The sequence below is a fragment of the Bradyrhizobium barranii subsp. barranii genome (assembly GCF_017565645.3).
Classification (GTDB): domain Bacteria; phylum Pseudomonadota; class Alphaproteobacteria; order Rhizobiales; family Xanthobacteraceae; genus Bradyrhizobium; species Bradyrhizobium barranii.
On the sequence record NZ_CP086136.1, the window covers coordinates 10,566,747 to 10,582,455 of the forward strand.

The window sequence follows — 15,709 nt, forward strand, 5'->3', positions numbered from 1 at the left end:
TCCGGAAAAGTGCGGGGCGGTTTTCCGAAAAGATCGTGCTGAAACGATAGAGCGAACGAGGCCTCCCATTTCCACGGGTAAAACGAGCGTGATCCACACCAAGGTCCGATGCCGCGAGATCACCGAGGCCGACGTCGATGCGGTCGCGGACCTGCTGACGCGCGGCTTCGTCGGCCGCTCGCGCAATTACTGGATTCAGGGTCTACGCCGGCAGGCCTTCCGGCCCGTGCCGGAGGGCTATCCGCGCTTCGGCTACATGCTCGACAATGACGGCGCGCCCGTCGGCGTGCTGCTGCTGATCTACACGGCGCGAAAGCACGGCGAAGAGACCGGCATCCAGTGCAATTTGTCGAGCTGGTATGTCGATCCGGCCTACCGCAACTACGCCCCGCTGCTGACCAAGATCGCGCAGCGGCACAAGGATGTCACCTATCTCAACATCAGCCCGGCACCGTGGACCTGGCCCATCATCGAGACGCAGGGCTTTCGTGCCTATTGCCACGGCATCTTCTTCTCCGTTCCTGCACTCGCGCGCCCTCCGCGCTGGAGCAAGATCGAGGTCATCTCGCAGCACGCCAAGGCGATCGAAGGGCTGACCGACGACGAGACGCAGCTCCTCACGCGGCATGCCCGCTACAATTGCCTCAGCTTGGTCTGCCGCACGCCGAAGGGGACGTTCCCCTTCATCCTGCAGCCGGTGCGCATCCGCCGCGGCTTCATCGCACCGCCCGCGATGAAGCTGATCTATTGCCGCAGCGCCGCCGAATACGCCGCCTGCGCAGGCCGCATCGGCCGGCTGCTGCTGCGACTCGGCAAGATCTCGGTGGCGATCGATTCCAATGGCCCGATTCCCGGCCTCGCCGGCATCTACACCGAGCGGCGCGGGCGCAAGTATTTCAAGGGTCCGCACCGGCCGCAGCTCGGCGACCTCACGGATACGGAGCTCGTGCTGTACGGGCCGTAGGGGACACTCGACCCAAACATCCGCTGTCGTCCCTGCGAACGCAGGGACGACACCTGATTTGTTGCAGGCTCTCGGCCAACTCTGGCTTGCAGGCACTTCCGCATTCGCGCGCCGACACACACTCTACGCATCCCCGGTCACCCTCCGTAAACTACTGCGCTTAAGGGAATTTTCCCGCCTCTTCGCTACGCTCAGTGGCTGAATTACGTTGCGTTAGGTCCATTGCCCGCCGAGACCCGTCGATCCCATGACGCCGATCCGCGATAACGAGCTTGGTGCACGCCACGCAGAGGGCCCGCAGGCCCTCGTCGGGCTGAGCCAGCTTGCGCTCAATCACATGGAGCAGGGCGTCTGCGTCTACGACGCCGACAACCGGATCGTGCTGGTCAACCAGAGCTATCTGTCGCTGTTCGACATGTCGGCCGACATCGTGCATGTCGGCACGAGCTACCGCGAGGTGCTCGCACACAGCGCGGCGCGCGGCAACTTTCCGCAACACGAGATCGACGCGCTGTATACGAAGCGAATCGCGCAGATCGCAGGCGGGAAGCCGTTCCGCACCGAACAGACACTCGCGAGCGGACTCGTCATGGCGCTCGAGCTGAAGCCGCTTCCCGGCGGCGGCTGGATGACGATCTGCGATGACGTCAGCCGCCTCGCCCGGCTCGAGGCGGAATTACGCGTGCAGACGGAGCGCAGCCAGCACGCGCTCGCCAACATGTCGCACGGCCTCATCATGTACGATGGCGACAGCCGTGTCGTCGTCTGCAATGAGCGGTTCCTGAACCTCTACAATCTCGACCCCGACATCGTGAAGCCGGGCGTCTCGCATTGCTCAGTGATCGAACACTGGATGTCGCGCGGCAACCAGCCGGGCATGTCGGCCGACGAGTTCCATGACGCCAGGCTGGAGGATGTGCGCAGCAGAAAGGCGAAGACCCTGCTGGTGATGCGCTATGACGGACGGATGGTGCAGGCGGTGTGCCGCTTCCTGCCCGACGGCGGCTGGGTGACGGTGCATGAGGACGTCACCGAGCGGCTGCAGTACGAAGAAGCGCTGCGGCAACAGAACTTCATCCTCGATGCGGCGCTGGAGAACATGGCGCACGGGCTCGCCTTCTACGACAGCGACATGCGCCTGCGCGTCTGCAACACCACCTACCGCAAGATCTATCGGCTGTCGCCGGAGGAAACCAGGCCTGGCACGCATCTCGGCGAGCTGATCGAGCGGTCGATGGTGAACGGGGCGTTCACTTCCGAATACAGTCCGCAACAGCTGCTGGAAGCCGCCAGCGCGAGGATCGCGAACCACGATTCCTCGCCGATGCGCCGGCGCATGTCGAACGACACCGTGATCTCGGTCCGCTACTGCGCGCTGCCCGAGGGCGGCTTCGTCGCCACCTACGAGGACATCACCGACCGCGAGCGCGCGATCGAAGAGCTGAGCGAGCAATACCGCCGCTTCGACGCGGCGCTGAACAACATGAGCCAGGGCCTGTGCATGCTCGATGCGAGCCTGCGCGTCATCGTCTGCAATCGCCGCTACATCGAGATGTATGGGCTGTCGCCCGATGTCGTGAAGCCCGGCGTCTCGATGCGCGAGATCATGGAGCATAGCTGCGACCTCGGCATCCATCCGAACACGACCGCCGCGAGGATCTATGCCGACTATGTCGAAAGGCTGCGCGAGGGCGAACACACGCTGCACCGTCACCTGAACGACGGCCGCATCATCAAGCTCAATCACAAGCGGATGGAGCACGGCGGCTGGGTTGTCACCTATGAGGACGTCACCGAGCGCCACAAGGCCCAGGCCCGCGTGGCGCACATGGCGCAGCACGATTCACTCACCGACCTGCCCAACCGCACGCTGTTCCGCGAGAAAATGGGCGAGGGACTGAACCAGGTCGCGATCGCCGGCGGAGCGATGGCCGTGCTGTGCTTCGACCTCGATAATTTCAAGACGGTCAACGACCGCCTCGGCCACGCCGCCGGCGATCGGCTTCTGCGCTGGGTCGCGTCACGGCTGAAGGAGAATGTCGGCGAGCATGACACTGTCGCCCGCCTCGGCGGCGACGAGTTCGCCGTTCTCCAGCGCGGACCGCAGCCGCAATCGGCGGAACGGCTCGCCCGCCGCCTGGTCGAGATCATCGGCCACCCGCCGCCGCTGGAAAGCCAGTCGATCCATGTCGGCGTTTCCGTCGGCATCGCGATCGCGCCCGATCACGGGCTCGATGCCGACGAGCTGATGAAATGCGCCGATCTCGCGCTCTACCAGGCCAAGGCCAAGGGCCGCGGCGCCTACCAGCTGTTCGAGCCCGAGATGGAGGAACAGGCGCGCGGCCGGCACGCGCTGGAGCACGATCTGCGTAGCGCGCTTGAAGCACGCGAATTTCACCTCGTGTTCCAGCCGCAGGTGCGGCTCGACACCACCGAGCTCACCGGTTTCGAGGCGCTGCTGCGCTGGAAACACCCCTCGCGCGGCTTGGTCTCGCCGGCCGAATTCATTCCGCTCGCGGAAGAGAACGGGCTGATCGTCCCGATCGGCGAATGGGTGCTGCGCACGGCCTGCGCGACCGCGGCGTCCTGGCCCGATGTCACTGTCGCGGTCAATTTGTCGCCGGTGCAGTTCCGCTCGCGCGGACTGGTCGTGATGGTCACGAGCGCGCTTGCGGAAGCCGGCCTGCCGCCGGAGCGGCTCGAGCTCGAGGTCACCGAGACAGCGCTGCTCGACGACAGCGAGGCGACGATCGAGATCCTGCACCAGCTCCGCGCTCTTGGCGTGCGCGTCAGCCTCGACGATTTCGGCGTCGGCTATTCCTCGCTGAGCTATTTGCGCAAGTTTCCGTTCGACCGCATCAAGATCGACCGTTCCTTTGTCGGCACGCTCGGCGAAAGCCCGGAGAGCGTCGCCATCGTCCGCACCATCGCCAGCCTCGGCTCCGTGCTCGGCGTCGAGACCACAGCGGAAGGTGTCGAGACCATCGAGCAGCTCGACTTCGTCCGCGAATGCGGCTGCACCGCAGTCCAGGGCTATTATTTCGGCAGGCCGTGCCCGGCAGCCGAGGTCGGACGCACGATCGAGCGACTGAACGCGGTCAGGCGCGTGGCGTGACGCTCCGCTTCACCTCGCCGCTCTCTCTATCGTTACGCCCGACACGACCTCAGGCGATTGAGCGTGGCACGATCGGCCGATGCGAGCGCATTGCTCCACTCCCGTTCGGAGAGGTCTCCGACCAGGCTGGAAAGGCTGATGGCAAGCGCACGAAGCCGCGCATTCTCCTCAAGAAGCAAAAGAACGTCGTTCGACGGGGATTCATCGTCCGAAAAGCTAGCGCCTTCGCAGAGCTGCTGCGACAAGAGTTCGAAAGACTCATCACGCACGATATCTTCGGCAGTGGAAATCAGCTTCTGTCTCTTATGACGCATTAAATCTTCATCACTCATGGCAAATTCCCCAACTCAGGACATGCCTCCAACCGCATTTGGATACATCGATTGAGTCGGCGGCGGATTTGAGTCCGAAATGGGCTCACACGATGTACGCCTCGTGTCCCCCGGCGCCTCGCTTGCTTACTCGTTCGCTTCACCGGCGTCTTTCAGACCGGCTCGCAGTGCGGTCACGACGCGATGGGCCACGTCGATATCCCTGACCGACAATCCATCCGCAAGGCCGTTGACCCACGGGACCTGCAACCGGCCGGCGGCATCGTAGATCTGCCTGCCCTTGTCGGTGAGCACCACAAGCTGCGCCCGGCGGTGATGCGGGTTTGTCTCGAACACGACAAGACCATCCCGCTCGAGGTCGTTGACGATACGCTGCACGTTCTGGCGATTGGCGCCGAGATTGCGGGCGAGCCAGGCGACCGGCTCCGGGCGCTCGGCGTCGGCGATCGCTCCCAGGATCTGCCAGCGCGCACTGGTGAGGCCGAGCGATGTCACCAGCCGATCGCCAGCGGTCAGAAGCAGGCTGTTGGCGCGGAACAGGTCGAGGATGAGGCCGGTCAGGGCTTCGCCCGCCGGGGTCCGCTTCGTCTTGGTCATTTGGTACCATTGATCCGTGTTGACATCATGATGTCAATTGTCTATATCCGGGACTGTCGAATTGACATTATGATACCAAATTGACCGGAGCAATATCATGCCCCGCATGCGTCCCCTCGACCCTGCCTTCCCGATCGACCGTCAGATCGCGCTCGAAACCGGCCCCGTGGTGCTCGTCAACGTGTTCACGCTCGACGCCGAGGATGAGCAAGGCTTCCTCAAGACGTGGCAGGACGACGCCGCCTTCATGAAGCGCCAGCCCGGTTTCATCTCCACCCACCTTCACCGCGCCGTCGGCGACAGCCCGACCTATCTGAATTACGCGGTGTGGGAATCCAACGCGCATTTCCGCGCCGCTTTCACCCACCCGGAATTCCGCGCAAAGATTGCCGCCTACCCCACATCCGCAGTCGCGAGCCCGCATCTGTTCCAGAAGGTCGCGGTACCCGGTATTTGCGTCGCGTAGCTGCCTCATCGTCATTGCGAGCGCAGCGAAGCAATCCAGACTGCCGCCGCGGAAAGATTCTGGATTGCTTCGCTGCGCTCGCAATGACGGAGGAATGTGGCACGAGGGGTGGGCGCGCTTCCGCCTTCGCCCTTCGAGCTACGGCGGACAAGCCGCTTCGTCCACCCTACGATGTCTCAGCTCGCAGCAGGCAGTGCGCTGTCCGGCGGCGTGCCCCATGGGCGGTCGGCTGAGGCGAGCCCGATCAGGCGGCCCTGGATGTAGTCGCAGCCCCAGTCGCGCAGCATGGCGGCGGCCTCTTCGTCCTGCACCCACTCGGCGACCGTCTTGATGTCGAGGCGGCGGGCGAGGTCGATCAGGGTCTGCACAAAGGCGCGGTCGTCGGCGGAACGGGTGATGTTCTGCACGAAGGCGCCGTCGATCTTGACGATGTCGACGCCGAGCTTGCGCAGGTTCCGGAACGAGGTGTAGCCGGCGCCGAAATCGTCGATGGCGATGCGGCTGCCGAAATTCTTCAGCCGCGTGACGAAGCCGCGCACGTCATCGATGTCCTGGATCGCGACCGTCTCGGTGATCTCGACGATCAGCCGCTCGGCGACGCCGGGGTGGGCCAGCATCAGCGACTCAATTCCAGCCCACCAGTCCGGATCCATCGTCGTATCGGGCGAGATGTTGAGGCTGAGGCAGATGTCGGGCGCGGCCGCGAGCTCGGCGACCACGAGCTCGAGCACGCGGTGATCGACCAGGCGGATCAGGCCGAGCCGTTCGGCGACTGGCACGATGTCGGGCGCGAGCAGCACCTGTCCGTCGCCCTGGTCCATCCGCACCAGGCATTCGTGGAACGCGCAGTCGCGCGAGGCGGCCGAGACCACCGGCTCATAGGCGAGCTTGATGCGGCGCTCGTTCAGCGCGGTGACGATCTCGTCGGTGACACGGATGTTGACGCGGCGCTGTGCGTCGCGCGCGGCATCCGGGCGCCACGCCGCGAACGAACCGACGCGGCGTTGTTTTGCCGCGTCCAGCGTCTCATGGGCGCGATTGACGGCCTCGTCGGTGCTGCGGGCATAGCGCGGCACGCTGACCGCGCCGATCGACGCCGTGACCGAGACCGGGCCGGATTTGGTGGGCACCACCTCGTCGCGGATGCCGGCAAGGAAGCGCTCGGCGGCGACGTTCATGTCATCGACGGTGCAGTTCTTCAGGATCAGGCCGAACTTGTTGCCGGAGAAACGGCCGAGCACGTCGCCGCCGCGCAGGCGGGCGCGGATGCGCTTGGCCACGTCGAGGATCACGGCGTCCGCGACATCGAAGCCGAAAGCGTCGTTGACGCGGGCGAGATGATCGATGCCGACCAGCATGAAGGCTGCGGTCGAGCGGAAGCGGGTCGTCTCCTCGATCGCCTCGGCCAGCGCCGCGATCAGGTGGGAACGATTGAGCTCGCCGGTCAGCGGATCGAGCTGAGCCAGCTTGGTCAGCTCCTCGTCCCGGGCGTGACGCTCATTGTTGATGCGGATGGAGCCGATCGCGCGCACCGGGCGGCCATCGGGGCCGGCGAACCAGCGGCCGGTCTCCTCGATCCAGACCACGGGATCGGCGGCGCTCATGCGCACGCCATATTCGACCCGGTAGGGCGTGCCGTCGGCGCCGTGCACCGGCGAGGTCTGCGCCAGCGCGGCGGTCCGCAGCGTCTGCGCGGGCTCGATCAGCTTGGCGAATTCGGCGCCAGTCGCGAGCCGCTCGGGCGGGATGCCGGGAAAGACGCTGGCGACCTGCTCACCCCACACGATGGAATCGCTGGCGATGTCCCAGGCGAAAACGGCCTGACCAAGAGCGGCCAGGATGTCGGAGGCTTGCGGCAATGTAGGGGTCAAATTCGCCTCGTTTCGGGACAGCAGGGAGTCCTGAGTCGGCACAGAATACGGCCAGATTCGACTCCGACTCTAGGCAAAGTTCATAAACAATTTGGAAACCATGTTTCGCAGGCCCGCGGAACCAAACCGGCCCGGCCGGCATAGGCCTTGCGAGTACATGACACGCACCGGCGCCAGCGTCTCGAAACGCGACAGGCCTCGCCGGATCAACGGTGATTGCGATGTTAAGTACTGATGGATCGGACTGCACGGACAACGGCACGGGCACGGCCCTGGTGCCGCTGCTGCCGACGTTGCAGTGGGTCCACAAGGCGCCGCTGCCCCGTCCCGATCCGAGCTTCGTCACCCAACTCATCGCCAATGCGGAGCACCTGCCCCAGGCCAGCCGGCTCCGCCGCGCCTCTTCCGAAGATGCGCAGACGGCCTATGGCGGCAAGCGCCCGCTCGGAAGCGTCACCGCGCGCACGCGGCAGGTGGCTTAAGCACGACGAATTTGCTGAGAGAGGTGGTGCCCTTCACCTCGCCCCGCTTGCGGGGAGAGGGAGCGCACCGCCATTGCGGCGGCGACTCACGATCAGCGCGGCGCGTCGGGAGACGGCGGCGTGCCGTTGCCCGGTTGCAAATCCGGCGAGGGAATTTCCGGCGAGGGCGGGGTCACCGGCTTCGGCGCGGGATGATCCTTCAGCACGGATTCGGCGACCGACTGCGCTGAAGGCGCGGGTGGCACCGCCGGCGCAAACACCGGCTCGAACTTGGGTTCGGGCGCCGCGTCGTCCGCTGCCGCTTCGGCCTGGCGCTTGGCCTTGCGCGGCGCCGGCACTGTCGTCTCCGCGACATAGGTGACGCGGCGGCGCGTGCGCTGGGCGATACCGCCGAGGAAATCGGCCATCGCGAGCAGCACCAGCAGGAAATAGGTGGAGTTGCCGAATTTGGGCCACATCACGAATTCGGCCGCGGCAGCACCGAACACGATCAGCGACAGCAGATGATCCATCAGGAATTTCGAGCCGGGCCGCGCGCCTTTGACCACCTCTAACAGCAGCAACACGATACCGAGCGCGAGCATCACGTCGGCAAGCGTGACCGGCCAGGTCTCGCCCGTGATCATCGGCACCTTGAACAGCACGTCCGTAAAGGACACGGACGGCATCAGGAAGGCGATGATGTTGTAGACCGCGAGCGGGATCAGGAGCAGCGGGAAACCGACCATCGGCGAAATGCCTTCTCGATCAAGATATCCGGACAGGACAATGCGGCCGCGAAGCATTAGCTCCGCCGCCGTCATTGTCATATCTCATTGGGTGGCCGAAATCAGGCAGGCGAAATGATCCTGCCCGGAGAAAGGTCCTAAACTCAGGACTCTTTCTTCTTCAGGACCTGACGGCCCTTGTACATGCCGGTCTTGAGGTCGAGATGGTGCGGACGACGGAGCTCGCCGGAGTCCTTGTCTTCCGCATAGGTCGGCTTCTTGATGGCGTCTGCCGAGCGGCGCATGCCACGACGCGACGGCGAGGTTTTTCTTCTCGGAACGGCCATTTCAATATCCTCTAGGGATTGGTGTTGTCAGGGCATCGTCCGCGAGGGGACGGCTCAGCACCCGCAAACCGAGGCGAGCTGAATGCCGATCAAGGCCGGGCTTATAGAGGAAGGCTGGCCGTAAATCTAGGCTTTTGGACCGGAAAATACGTCCGAAAAGGGCCCAAAATCAGCGAATTTCCCGCCAGCAGGTCAAAAGCGAGTTCGCCTGCGCCCTCGCCACATAGGTCCCCGCCAGCCGCCGGATGCCAGGCCCGGGGGTCCGGGCGCTCCGTTTGACCGGATTGGGCAGGATCGAGGCCAGAAGTGCCGCCTCCCGGGGCGAGAGGTTGGCCGCCGATTTGCCGAAGGCATAGGCGCTGGCCGTCTCGACCCCGAACTGGCCCTGGGGACCGAGCTCGGCGATGTTGAGGTAAATCTCGAGGATTCGCGCCTTGGGCAGGACGAGATCGATCCACAGCGCCAGCGGGAATTCCAGCGCCTTGCGGACGAAATCCCGCCCCTGCCAGAGGAACAGGTTTTTTGCCACCTGCTGGGTGATGGTGGAGGCGCCCCGGAATGGCGTGCCGTCCTCCTTCGCATCGTCGATCGCCTCGCGCAGCGCGCCCCAGTCGATGCCATGATGCTTGCAGAAATGGGCGTCCTCGGCCGCCACCACCGATCGCAGCAGTGAGGGCGACATCGCGGCCAGATCAATCCACTCCCGATGCATCGGCGCACCCCGGAGCGACCGCCAGGCCATCAGCGTCGAAACGGGATGGCCGGTGCGGTAGAACGGCGCGATCACGTAGGGCGCGAGAGCCACGACCACGAGCGCTACCAGCAGGATCTTGACGATGCGCAAATCGACCTTTCCGGCGCAAAATGAAACGCGGCCACGGATCCCGCCATTAAGTCTGTGATAATTCGGGCCTTTTCCAGCACTTTTTAGGCCTTCCAAACGATTGACTGGGGCGGGCGCATAAAGGATTGTCCCGCCGAATTTTAGTTCTGGAGCCCTTCTTGATGACCGGCACGTCCCCGTCCGATTTCGCCAAACGCCTGGACAAGACCGCTGATGACACCGAAGCCCTGCTTGGACGCCTGCTGGCGGACGACATCCTGCACGATGAGATCGCCCGTCCCAAGCGACTGATGGACGCAATGCGCTATTCGAGCCTCAACGGCGGCAAGCGTCTGCGGCCGTTCCTGGTGGTCGAGAGCGCGGCCGTATTCGGCGTTCCCCGCGAGGCCGCCTTGCTCGCCGGCGCCGCGCTCGAATGCATCCACTGCTATTCGCTGATCCATGACGACCTGCCGGCGATGGACAATTCGGACCTGCGCCGCGGCCGTCCCACCCTGCACAAGAAGACCGATGACGCGACCGCGATCCTCGCCGGCGACGGCCTGTTGACGCTCGCCTTCGACATCATCACCCGCGATGAGATCCACCGCGACGCCAATGTGCGCCTCCTGCTGACGCGCGCGCTGGCGCGCTGCGCCGGCATCGGCGGCATGGTCGGCGGCCAGATTCTCGATCTCGCCGGCGAAGGCCGTTTTGGCGGCAACGAGCCGATCGATGTCGCCCGCATTCAGCAGATGAAGACCGGTGCGCTGCTGCGCTACGGCTGCATCGCGGGCGCGATCCTCGGCCAGGCCTCGCAAAAGGAATATCAGGCACTCGACGATTACGGCCGCGCGCTCGGCGAGGCCTTCCAGATCGCCGACGATCTGCTGGACGTCGAAGGCGATGCGGCGGCCCTCGGCAAGCCGGCCGGCGCCGATGCCGCGCTCGGTAAGACCACCTTCGTCACCCAGCTCGGCATCGAAGGCGCCAAGCAGCGCGTGCGCGACCTGCTCGCGCGGGCCGACGGCGCCGTGTCGATCTTCGGCGACCGCGCCGCCGTTCTGCAGGCCGCCGCGCGCTTCGTCGCCGAGCGGAAGAACTGATGTAGTGCACGATCTTCACCTCGCCCCGCTTGCGGGGAGAGGTCGATATTCAAGCGCGGCTTGAATATCGGATGAGAGGGAGCCTCCGCGAATCCAGCTCTCACCGTCCTTGCGGAGGCGCCCCTTAACCCCAACCCTCTCGCCGCAAGCGGGGCGCGGGAACAGGCCGCCGCTGCGGCGACAACGAGAGTTGAGCGAGAGGGCTGGAGCCATCATGGCCACCGACAAAGACGATCCCGTCCTCGTCCGCTTCCGCAAGATGTCGCGGCCGATGCGGCTGATCTATGCGCGGCCGCGCACCTTTATCGCGCTCGCTGCCGGCATCCTGGTCTGCTTACTGCTGCCGGGATCGCACCGGTTGGTGACGCGGCTGCTGTTCGGCTGGGATGCGTTGATCGCGGTTTATCTCGTGCTGGTCTACGCGATGATGCTGTGCAACGACCAGCAGCACATCCGCCGCAGTGCCGCAATGCAGGACGACGGCCGCTTCGTGATCCTGCTGGTGACGGCGATCGGCGCCTTCGCCAGCATCGCAGCGATCATGTCTGAGCTCGGCACGCCGCATCGCGGGGCGTGGGAGTTGACCATCGCGATCGCCACCATCGCGCTGTCATGGGCCGCCGTGCACACGACCTTCGCGCTGCATTACGCCCATGATTATTACCGGCACCCGCCGGGCGGATTGCAGTTTCCGAGCGGCGATAAGGAAGATCACGCCGATTATTGGGACTTCGTCTATTTCTCGTTCGTGATCGGCATGACCGCGCAGGTCTCCGACGTCGGCATCACCGACAAGACCATCCGCCGCACCGCGACCGCGCATGGCATCGTGTCGTTCATCTACAACACGGCGTTGCTGGCGCTGACAGTGAACATCGCGGCAAGCGCGATCTCGAACTGACGTCATCCCGGCAAGTGCCGAGACGACGGCGTCGATGGCGCGGTCCTAGTTGCACACCTCGGCATTGGCGTCGTTGCCGGGGCCGCCGCCGCCGCGATATTCGAGATGACAGCCACGGTTGACCGGGCGGCAGCTGCCGCCATTGCAGAAAATCTGCCCGCCACCCGAGGCGCGGCCGGCGCTCGCGGCAGCCGCAATGCCCGCGGCGGCACCATCGCCGCCCGCCGCGCCACCGGCCTGACGGCGCTGCCGTGCGGGACGCTCATCGCCGTCGTCGCGCTTGGCAGTCGCGGGCTTGGCCGTCGCAGGTTTGGCGACGCGCTGCTTCTCGCACGCATTGTCGTCGTTGATCGCATAGCCCTCACGGCAAACGATCTTCGTGCACTTGTCGCCGTCGGCCTTGAAGCCGTGCTCGCAGACCAGCGGGCAGACGCGCGACGGCTTTGACTTGACGGTATCGAGCGCATCGGTGCTCGCCACTTTCACGTCGAGCCTGGTGCCGGCGTAACGGTTGAACTGCGACAGCGAGCGCCGCGAAGTCGTATTCCAGTTGCCATCGGCCTGCCCGGAGAAGCAGCCGACGCGGCCGAGCTCGGTCTGCACCAAGCGGCTGAGGTCGACCGGCGTGGTCGTCGGCGTCAGCGAAGCGACGCTGGCGCCGGCGGGGCTCGCCGTGCTGGCGGGTGCAGCACCTGGCGCCGCTGCGGCGAGGTTGACGCGCTGCTGCTCGGCCGCGGCCGCCTGTTGCTGCACCTGCTCCTTGGCCTTCTGCGCGGCGAGCTGCGCCTGCTCGGCGGCCTTCGCATCAGCCGCGGCCTTGGCCTGCGCATCCTTCTGCGCACCGAGGGCGGCAAGACGATCGCGTTCGGCCTCGGCCTGCTTCGCCTTCTCGGTGGCCGCCGCATGGGCCTGCTCGGCACCGATTTTTTCGACCTGAAGCTTGGCGAGATTCGCATAGAAGCCGTCAGGATGCTGGGCCAGGAATGCCTCCCAGGCCGGCCTGTTGCCAACCTGGAGCGCGAGCTCGTAGTCGCGGCGGATATCGGCCGCCTGCGGGTTCACCACCGGCGCCACCGGAGCGGCCGCGACCACCTTGACCGGCACCAGCGGCACGTCCTCGCCGCCGAGCGAGCCGTACACGAACGGCTCCTGCTTGTTGCCGGTCGATTTGAGCACGTCGTCGCGCACGAAGCCGAAGGCGCGGCGGACGTCGAGGCCCGGCGTCGTCAGATGCTTCGACAGCGCGACCGTAAACGGGCTGTTGGCGCCGTCGCCGTCCTGCGCCGTGAAGCCGGCCTTGGCCGAGTAGGCGATCAGCGTGTTGGGGCTGTTCGGCTCGACCTGGGCCAGGCCGCGGCCGATGCCGCGCGAGACAACCGTGCGCTTCATGGTCTTGCCGAACGGATTATCGCGGCAGGCGTCGAGGATCACCAGGCGAAGCTGCTTGGCGGGCTCGACCGTGACCAGGACGCGGTCGAGCGACAGCCCCTGGTCGTAGACATCGGTGTCGCGTTCGAGCTTGGCGTCAACAGGGATCAGATAGTTCGAGCCTTCGACCTCGATACCGTGGCCGGCATAGTAGATCACGGCGATGTCGGCATCGCGCGTCACATCGGCAAAATCGCGCAGCACGCGCCGCGTCTCCAACGCGGACAGATCATGCCGGGACTCCACAATTTCGAAGCCGGCGTCCTTCAGCGTCTCGGCCATCACTGCACCGTCATTGACGGGGTTCGCGAGCGACGGCGCGTACTGATACGACGAGTTGGCAAGGACCAGCGCCACGCGCTTTCCGGCGAGAGCGGGCGCAGCGCCGAACAAGAGAGCCAGAAAAAGCGGACAAAGTCCGAGCAGGCTACGCATGACAGAACTTCCAGAGATCGGGAGCAATTCGGTCGCCCTTTGGGGATTGCCTTAGCAGAATCCGCCATCGCATTTGTGATGGAGATCACGAAGACGACGCCTGCAAACTGCCAAGGAACTCTTTAGTCTCGCCAGAGCGATAGCGGTTCGCTGGCGCAGGCCAAGTATGCGCTCAGTCACCCCCGATGTGTCCCCGGTATTGCGGCAGCTCGTCCGTGATCACATGCCAGGGCGCCTTCGAGCCCACGAAAATGTGGGCGCTCGGCCGGATCGAGGGGGCGTCAACCAGGGTTCCCATGGCGACATGGACCCATTTTCCCTCGCGCACCCGGGAATAAAGGAGCGAGCCGCAGCGGGCGCAGTGCGCGTCGTGGGTTGTGTCGTCGCCATAGATGAGGCGCTGGTCCTCGCCACGGACGATGCGCAGCTTGTCCTGCACGATCCCGGCGAATGGCTTGAAGGCGGAGCCGGTGGTGCGGCGGCAGTTCGAACAGTGGCAGTTCAGCGCGTAAGAGAACGCGTCCGCGACCTCGTAGCGCACGGCACGGCAATAGCATTCGCCGGTGAGGATCCGAGCGTTCGAATTTTCTGATCCGGTCATTCCAGCGTCCTCGCGCAATTGGCGCAGACACCCATAGCGCATTTTGATGTGTACGACTAAGTTCGCCCCGAGCCATCATTCAAAGGGGTGACCCATGAGCCAGAACCGTTCGAGCGTCGAAGCCGTCGTGCAATCCTATTTCGACGGACTTTACGAGGGCGATGCCGAAAAACTCGGCGCCATCTTCCATCCCTCCGCCGATTTGCGCTGGGTCGAGAAGGGTGAGCTTCAGGTGCTGACCGTGCCCGACTGGCTCGATCGCGTCCGCAAGCGCCCTTCCGGCAAGGCCGAAGGCAAGCCGCGCGAGGATTTCATCGTCACCATCGACCGCTCGGACGACAGACCGCCTTCATCAAGGTCAGGTGCCAGCTGCCGCCGCGCTTTTTCACGGATTATCTGGTGGCGATGAAGCTGGCTGACGGCTGGCAGATCGTGTCGAAATCGTACCGATATGATCTGACGGAGTGAGCGGGGACGACCCTTCCGCTGCCCGAATTCTGACGAACTCGCCTTTGATTTTCCGTCATTGCGAGCGCAGCGAAGCAATCCAGTCTGTCTCCGCGGAGAGATTCTGGATTGCTTCGCTGCGCTCGCAATGACGATGTCTGAAAGTCCCCTATGCCTCTCGACCGCCGTACCCTGCTTGCCTCGCTGTGCTGGATGGCCGCCTCCCCCGCGCTCGCCGTAGACGCACCGCCGGAGCTCGAATCCTACGAGCGCGAGAGCGGCGGGCGGATCGGGGTCTATGCCGAGAACCTCACGACTGGCGCGAAGCTCGCATGGCGCGCCGACGAGCGCTTCGTCATGTGTTCGACGTTCAAGGCTTCGCTCGCGGCCTGCGTGCTGGCGCGGGCCGATCGCGGCGAGGAGCAGCTTGCGGCCATGATCCCCTACGGCAAGGCCGACCTGCTCGACTACGCGCCGGTCGCCAAACAAAATCTCACCGCCGGCGCGATGTCGGTCACCGACATGTGCAAGGCCATCGTCGAGCTCAGCGACAACACCTGCGCCAACCTGCTCTTGGCGCGGATCGGCGGCCCCGCCGCGCTCACGGCCTTCTGGCGATCGCTCGGCGACACCACCTCGCGGCTCGACCACAACGAGCCCGAGCTCAACCGCTCACCGCCCGGCGATCCCCGGGACACCACGACGCCGGCGGCGATGGCCGGCAATCTGAAGCGGCTGGTGGTAGGCGAAGCACTGTCGCCGGCCTCGCGGACCCAGCTCACCGAATGGATGGTGGACTGCAAGACCGGCGCCAACCGGCTGCGCGGCGGCCTGCCGGCAGGCTGGAAGATCGGCGACAAGACCGGCAACAACGGCAAGGATGCGTCGGGCGATATCGCGGTCGTCTGGCCCAAGCTCGACAACAAGGCGGATGTACCAATCCTGATCGCGGCCTATACCCAGGGCGGGAGGCCCAACGCCGCGCAGATCGAAGCCGCGTTCGCGCGCGTCGGACGCATGGTGGCCGAACGGCTGGCGTGAGCCGCGACGCATTGACCTTTTGGCCGCTTCCGGGCCAAGACAGGCC

15 protein-coding genes and 1 pseudogene are annotated in these 15,709 nt (G+C 65.1%); 8 read left to right on the top strand and 8 right to left on the bottom strand.

Going from position 1 to position 15,709, the window contains the following annotated elements:
• Window positions 1–88: 88 nt before the first annotated feature.
• Together J4G43_RS51165 and J4G43_RS51170 are read left to right on the top strand one after the other, a co-directional pair.
• Window positions 89–964 (top strand): GNAT family N-acetyltransferase, encoded by an 876-nt coding sequence (locus J4G43_RS51165; protein ID WP_166347832.1) that lies wholly within the window; start codon window positions 89–91, stop codon window positions 962–964.
• 247 nt (window positions 965–1,211) lie between these two features.
• Window positions 1,212–4,079 carry a PAS-domain containing protein gene (locus J4G43_RS51170; RefSeq protein ID WP_208083620.1) on the top strand — a complete coding sequence of 956 codons (2,868 nt, stop codon included), beginning with the start codon at window positions 1,212–1,214 and terminating at the stop codon, window positions 4,077–4,079.
• 32 nt (window positions 4,080–4,111) lie between these two features.
• On the opposite strand, the gene J4G43_RS51175 is transcribed toward J4G43_RS51170, so the two are convergent.
• Window positions 4,112–4,411 carry a hypothetical protein gene (locus J4G43_RS51175; protein WP_208083621.1) on the bottom strand — a complete coding sequence of 100 codons (300 nt, stop codon included), beginning with the start codon at window positions 4,409–4,411 and terminating at the stop codon, window positions 4,112–4,114.
• A gap of 126 nt (window positions 4,412–4,537) precedes the next feature.
• The gene (locus J4G43_RS51180) at window positions 4,538–5,008 is read right to left on the bottom strand and encodes a MarR family winged helix-turn-helix transcriptional regulator (protein WP_208083622.1); all 471 of its coding nucleotides are present in this window, start codon (window positions 5,006–5,008) and stop codon (window positions 4,538–4,540) included.
• Window positions 5,009–5,105: 97 nt separating this feature from the next.
• Between J4G43_RS51180 and J4G43_RS51185 the strand changes: the two genes are divergently transcribed.
• A complete protein-coding gene (locus J4G43_RS51185) occupies window positions 5,106–5,474 on the top strand; it encodes an antibiotic biosynthesis monooxygenase family protein (RefSeq protein ID WP_208083623.1) in 369 nt (122 codons plus the stop codon).
• 176 nt (window positions 5,475–5,650) lie between these two features.
• On the opposite strand, the gene J4G43_RS51190 is transcribed toward J4G43_RS51185, so the two are convergent.
• On the bottom strand, window positions 5,651–7,345 hold the full coding sequence (locus tag J4G43_RS51190; RefSeq protein ID WP_208083624.1) for a bifunctional diguanylate cyclase/phosphodiesterase: 1,695 nt from the start codon (window positions 7,343–7,345) through the stop codon (window positions 5,651–5,653).
• Window positions 7,346–7,566: 221 nt separating this feature from the next.
• Between J4G43_RS51190 and J4G43_RS51195 the strand changes: the two genes are divergently transcribed.
• On the top strand, window positions 7,567–7,827 hold the full coding sequence (locus J4G43_RS51195; protein ID WP_208083625.1) for a hypothetical protein: 261 nt from the start codon (window positions 7,567–7,569) through the stop codon (window positions 7,825–7,827).
• Between the two features lie 92 nt (window positions 7,828–7,919).
• Here J4G43_RS51195 and J4G43_RS51200 read toward each other — a convergent pair whose 3' ends face one another.
• The 3 genes from J4G43_RS51200 to mtgA form a co-directional block, all read right to left on the bottom strand.
• Window positions 7,920–8,555: a hypothetical protein gene (locus J4G43_RS51200; RefSeq protein ID WP_208083626.1), complete on the bottom strand. Its 636-nt coding sequence runs from the start codon at window positions 8,553–8,555 to the stop codon at window positions 7,920–7,922.
• A gap of 143 nt (window positions 8,556–8,698) precedes the next feature.
• The gene (rpmF, locus tag J4G43_RS51205) at window positions 8,699–8,881 is read right to left on the bottom strand and encodes a 50S ribosomal protein L32 (RefSeq protein ID WP_028149139.1); all 183 of its coding nucleotides are present in this window, start codon (window positions 8,879–8,881) and stop codon (window positions 8,699–8,701) included.
• 169 nt (window positions 8,882–9,050) lie between these two features.
• On the bottom strand, window positions 9,051–9,725 hold the full coding sequence (mtgA, locus tag J4G43_RS51210) for a monofunctional biosynthetic peptidoglycan transglycosylase (protein ID WP_208083627.1): 675 nt from the start codon (window positions 9,723–9,725) through the stop codon (window positions 9,051–9,053).
• Window positions 9,726–9,886: 161 nt separating this feature from the next.
• Between mtgA and J4G43_RS51215 the strand changes: the two genes are divergently transcribed.
• Together J4G43_RS51215 and J4G43_RS51220 are read left to right on the top strand one after the other, a co-directional pair.
• Window positions 9,887–10,810, top strand: a complete 924-nt coding sequence (locus J4G43_RS51215) for a polyprenyl synthetase family protein (RefSeq protein ID WP_028149141.1) — start codon at window positions 9,887–9,889, stop codon at window positions 10,808–10,810.
• Window positions 10,811–11,024: 214 nt separating this feature from the next.
• On the top strand, window positions 11,025–11,711 hold the full coding sequence (locus tag J4G43_RS51220) for a DUF1345 domain-containing protein (RefSeq protein ID WP_063980020.1): 687 nt from the start codon (window positions 11,025–11,027) through the stop codon (window positions 11,709–11,711).
• Between the two features lie 45 nt (window positions 11,712–11,756).
• Here the strand turns inward: J4G43_RS51220 and J4G43_RS51225 are convergent, their stop codons facing one another.
• Window positions 11,757–13,574, bottom strand: a complete 1,818-nt coding sequence (locus tag J4G43_RS51225) for a caspase family protein (protein ID WP_208083628.1) — start codon at window positions 13,572–13,574, stop codon at window positions 11,757–11,759.
• A 172-nt stretch (window positions 13,575–13,746) separates the two neighbouring features.
• Window positions 13,747–14,175: a GFA family protein gene (locus tag J4G43_RS51230; protein ID WP_208083629.1), complete on the bottom strand. Its 429-nt coding sequence runs from the start codon at window positions 14,173–14,175 to the stop codon at window positions 13,747–13,749.
• 94 nt (window positions 14,176–14,269) lie between these two features.
• Between J4G43_RS51230 and J4G43_RS51235 the strand changes: the two are divergent.
• Window positions 14,270–14,643, top strand: a pseudogene (locus tag J4G43_RS51235) (nuclear transport factor 2 family protein).
• Window positions 14,644–14,793: 150 nt separating this feature from the next.
• Complete coding sequence (gene bla / locus J4G43_RS51240; RefSeq protein WP_208083630.1) at window positions 14,794–15,663, top strand: class A beta-lactamase; 870 nt, start codon at window positions 14,794–14,796, stop codon at window positions 15,661–15,663.
• Window positions 15,664–15,709: the final 46 nt, after the last annotated feature.

What these genes read in the sequence shown, in the direction of transcription:
- J4G43_RS51170 (WP_208083620.1), top strand. Translation starts at nt 1,212, where the DNA reads ATGACGCCGATCCGCGATAACGAGCTTGGTGCACGCCACGCAGAGGGC.
- J4G43_RS51175 (WP_208083621.1), bottom strand. Translation starts at nt 4,411, where the DNA reads ATGAGTGATGAAGATTTAATGCGTCATAAGAGACAGAAGCTGATTTCC.
- J4G43_RS51180 (WP_208083622.1), bottom strand. Translation starts at nt 5,008, where the DNA reads ATGACCAAGACGAAGCGGACCCCGGCGGGCGAAGCCCTGACCGGCCTC.
- J4G43_RS51185 (WP_208083623.1), top strand. Translation starts at nt 5,106, where the DNA reads ATGCCCCGCATGCGTCCCCTCGACCCTGCCTTCCCGATCGACCGTCAG.
- J4G43_RS51195 (WP_208083625.1), top strand. Translation starts at nt 7,567, where the DNA reads ATGTTAAGTACTGATGGATCGGACTGCACGGACAACGGCACGGGCACG.
- J4G43_RS51200 (WP_208083626.1), bottom strand. Translation starts at nt 8,555, where the DNA reads ATGGTCGGTTTCCCGCTGCTCCTGATCCCGCTCGCGGTCTACAACATC.
- rpmF (WP_028149139.1), bottom strand. Translation starts at nt 8,881, where the DNA reads ATGGCCGTTCCGAGAAGAAAAACCTCGCCGTCGCGTCGTGGCATGCGC.
- J4G43_RS51215 (WP_028149141.1), top strand. Translation starts at nt 9,887, where the DNA reads ATGACCGGCACGTCCCCGTCCGATTTCGCCAAACGCCTGGACAAGACC.
- J4G43_RS51220 (WP_063980020.1), top strand. Translation starts at nt 11,025, where the DNA reads ATGGCCACCGACAAAGACGATCCCGTCCTCGTCCGCTTCCGCAAGATG.
- J4G43_RS51225 (WP_208083628.1), bottom strand. Translation starts at nt 13,574, where the DNA reads ATGCGTAGCCTGCTCGGACTTTGTCCGCTTTTTCTGGCTCTCTTGTTC.
- J4G43_RS51230 (WP_208083629.1), bottom strand. Translation starts at nt 14,175, where the DNA reads ATGACCGGATCAGAAAATTCGAACGCTCGGATCCTCACCGGCGAATGC.
- bla (WP_208083630.1), top strand. Translation starts at nt 14,794, where the DNA reads ATGCCTCTCGACCGCCGTACCCTGCTTGCCTCGCTGTGCTGGATGGCC.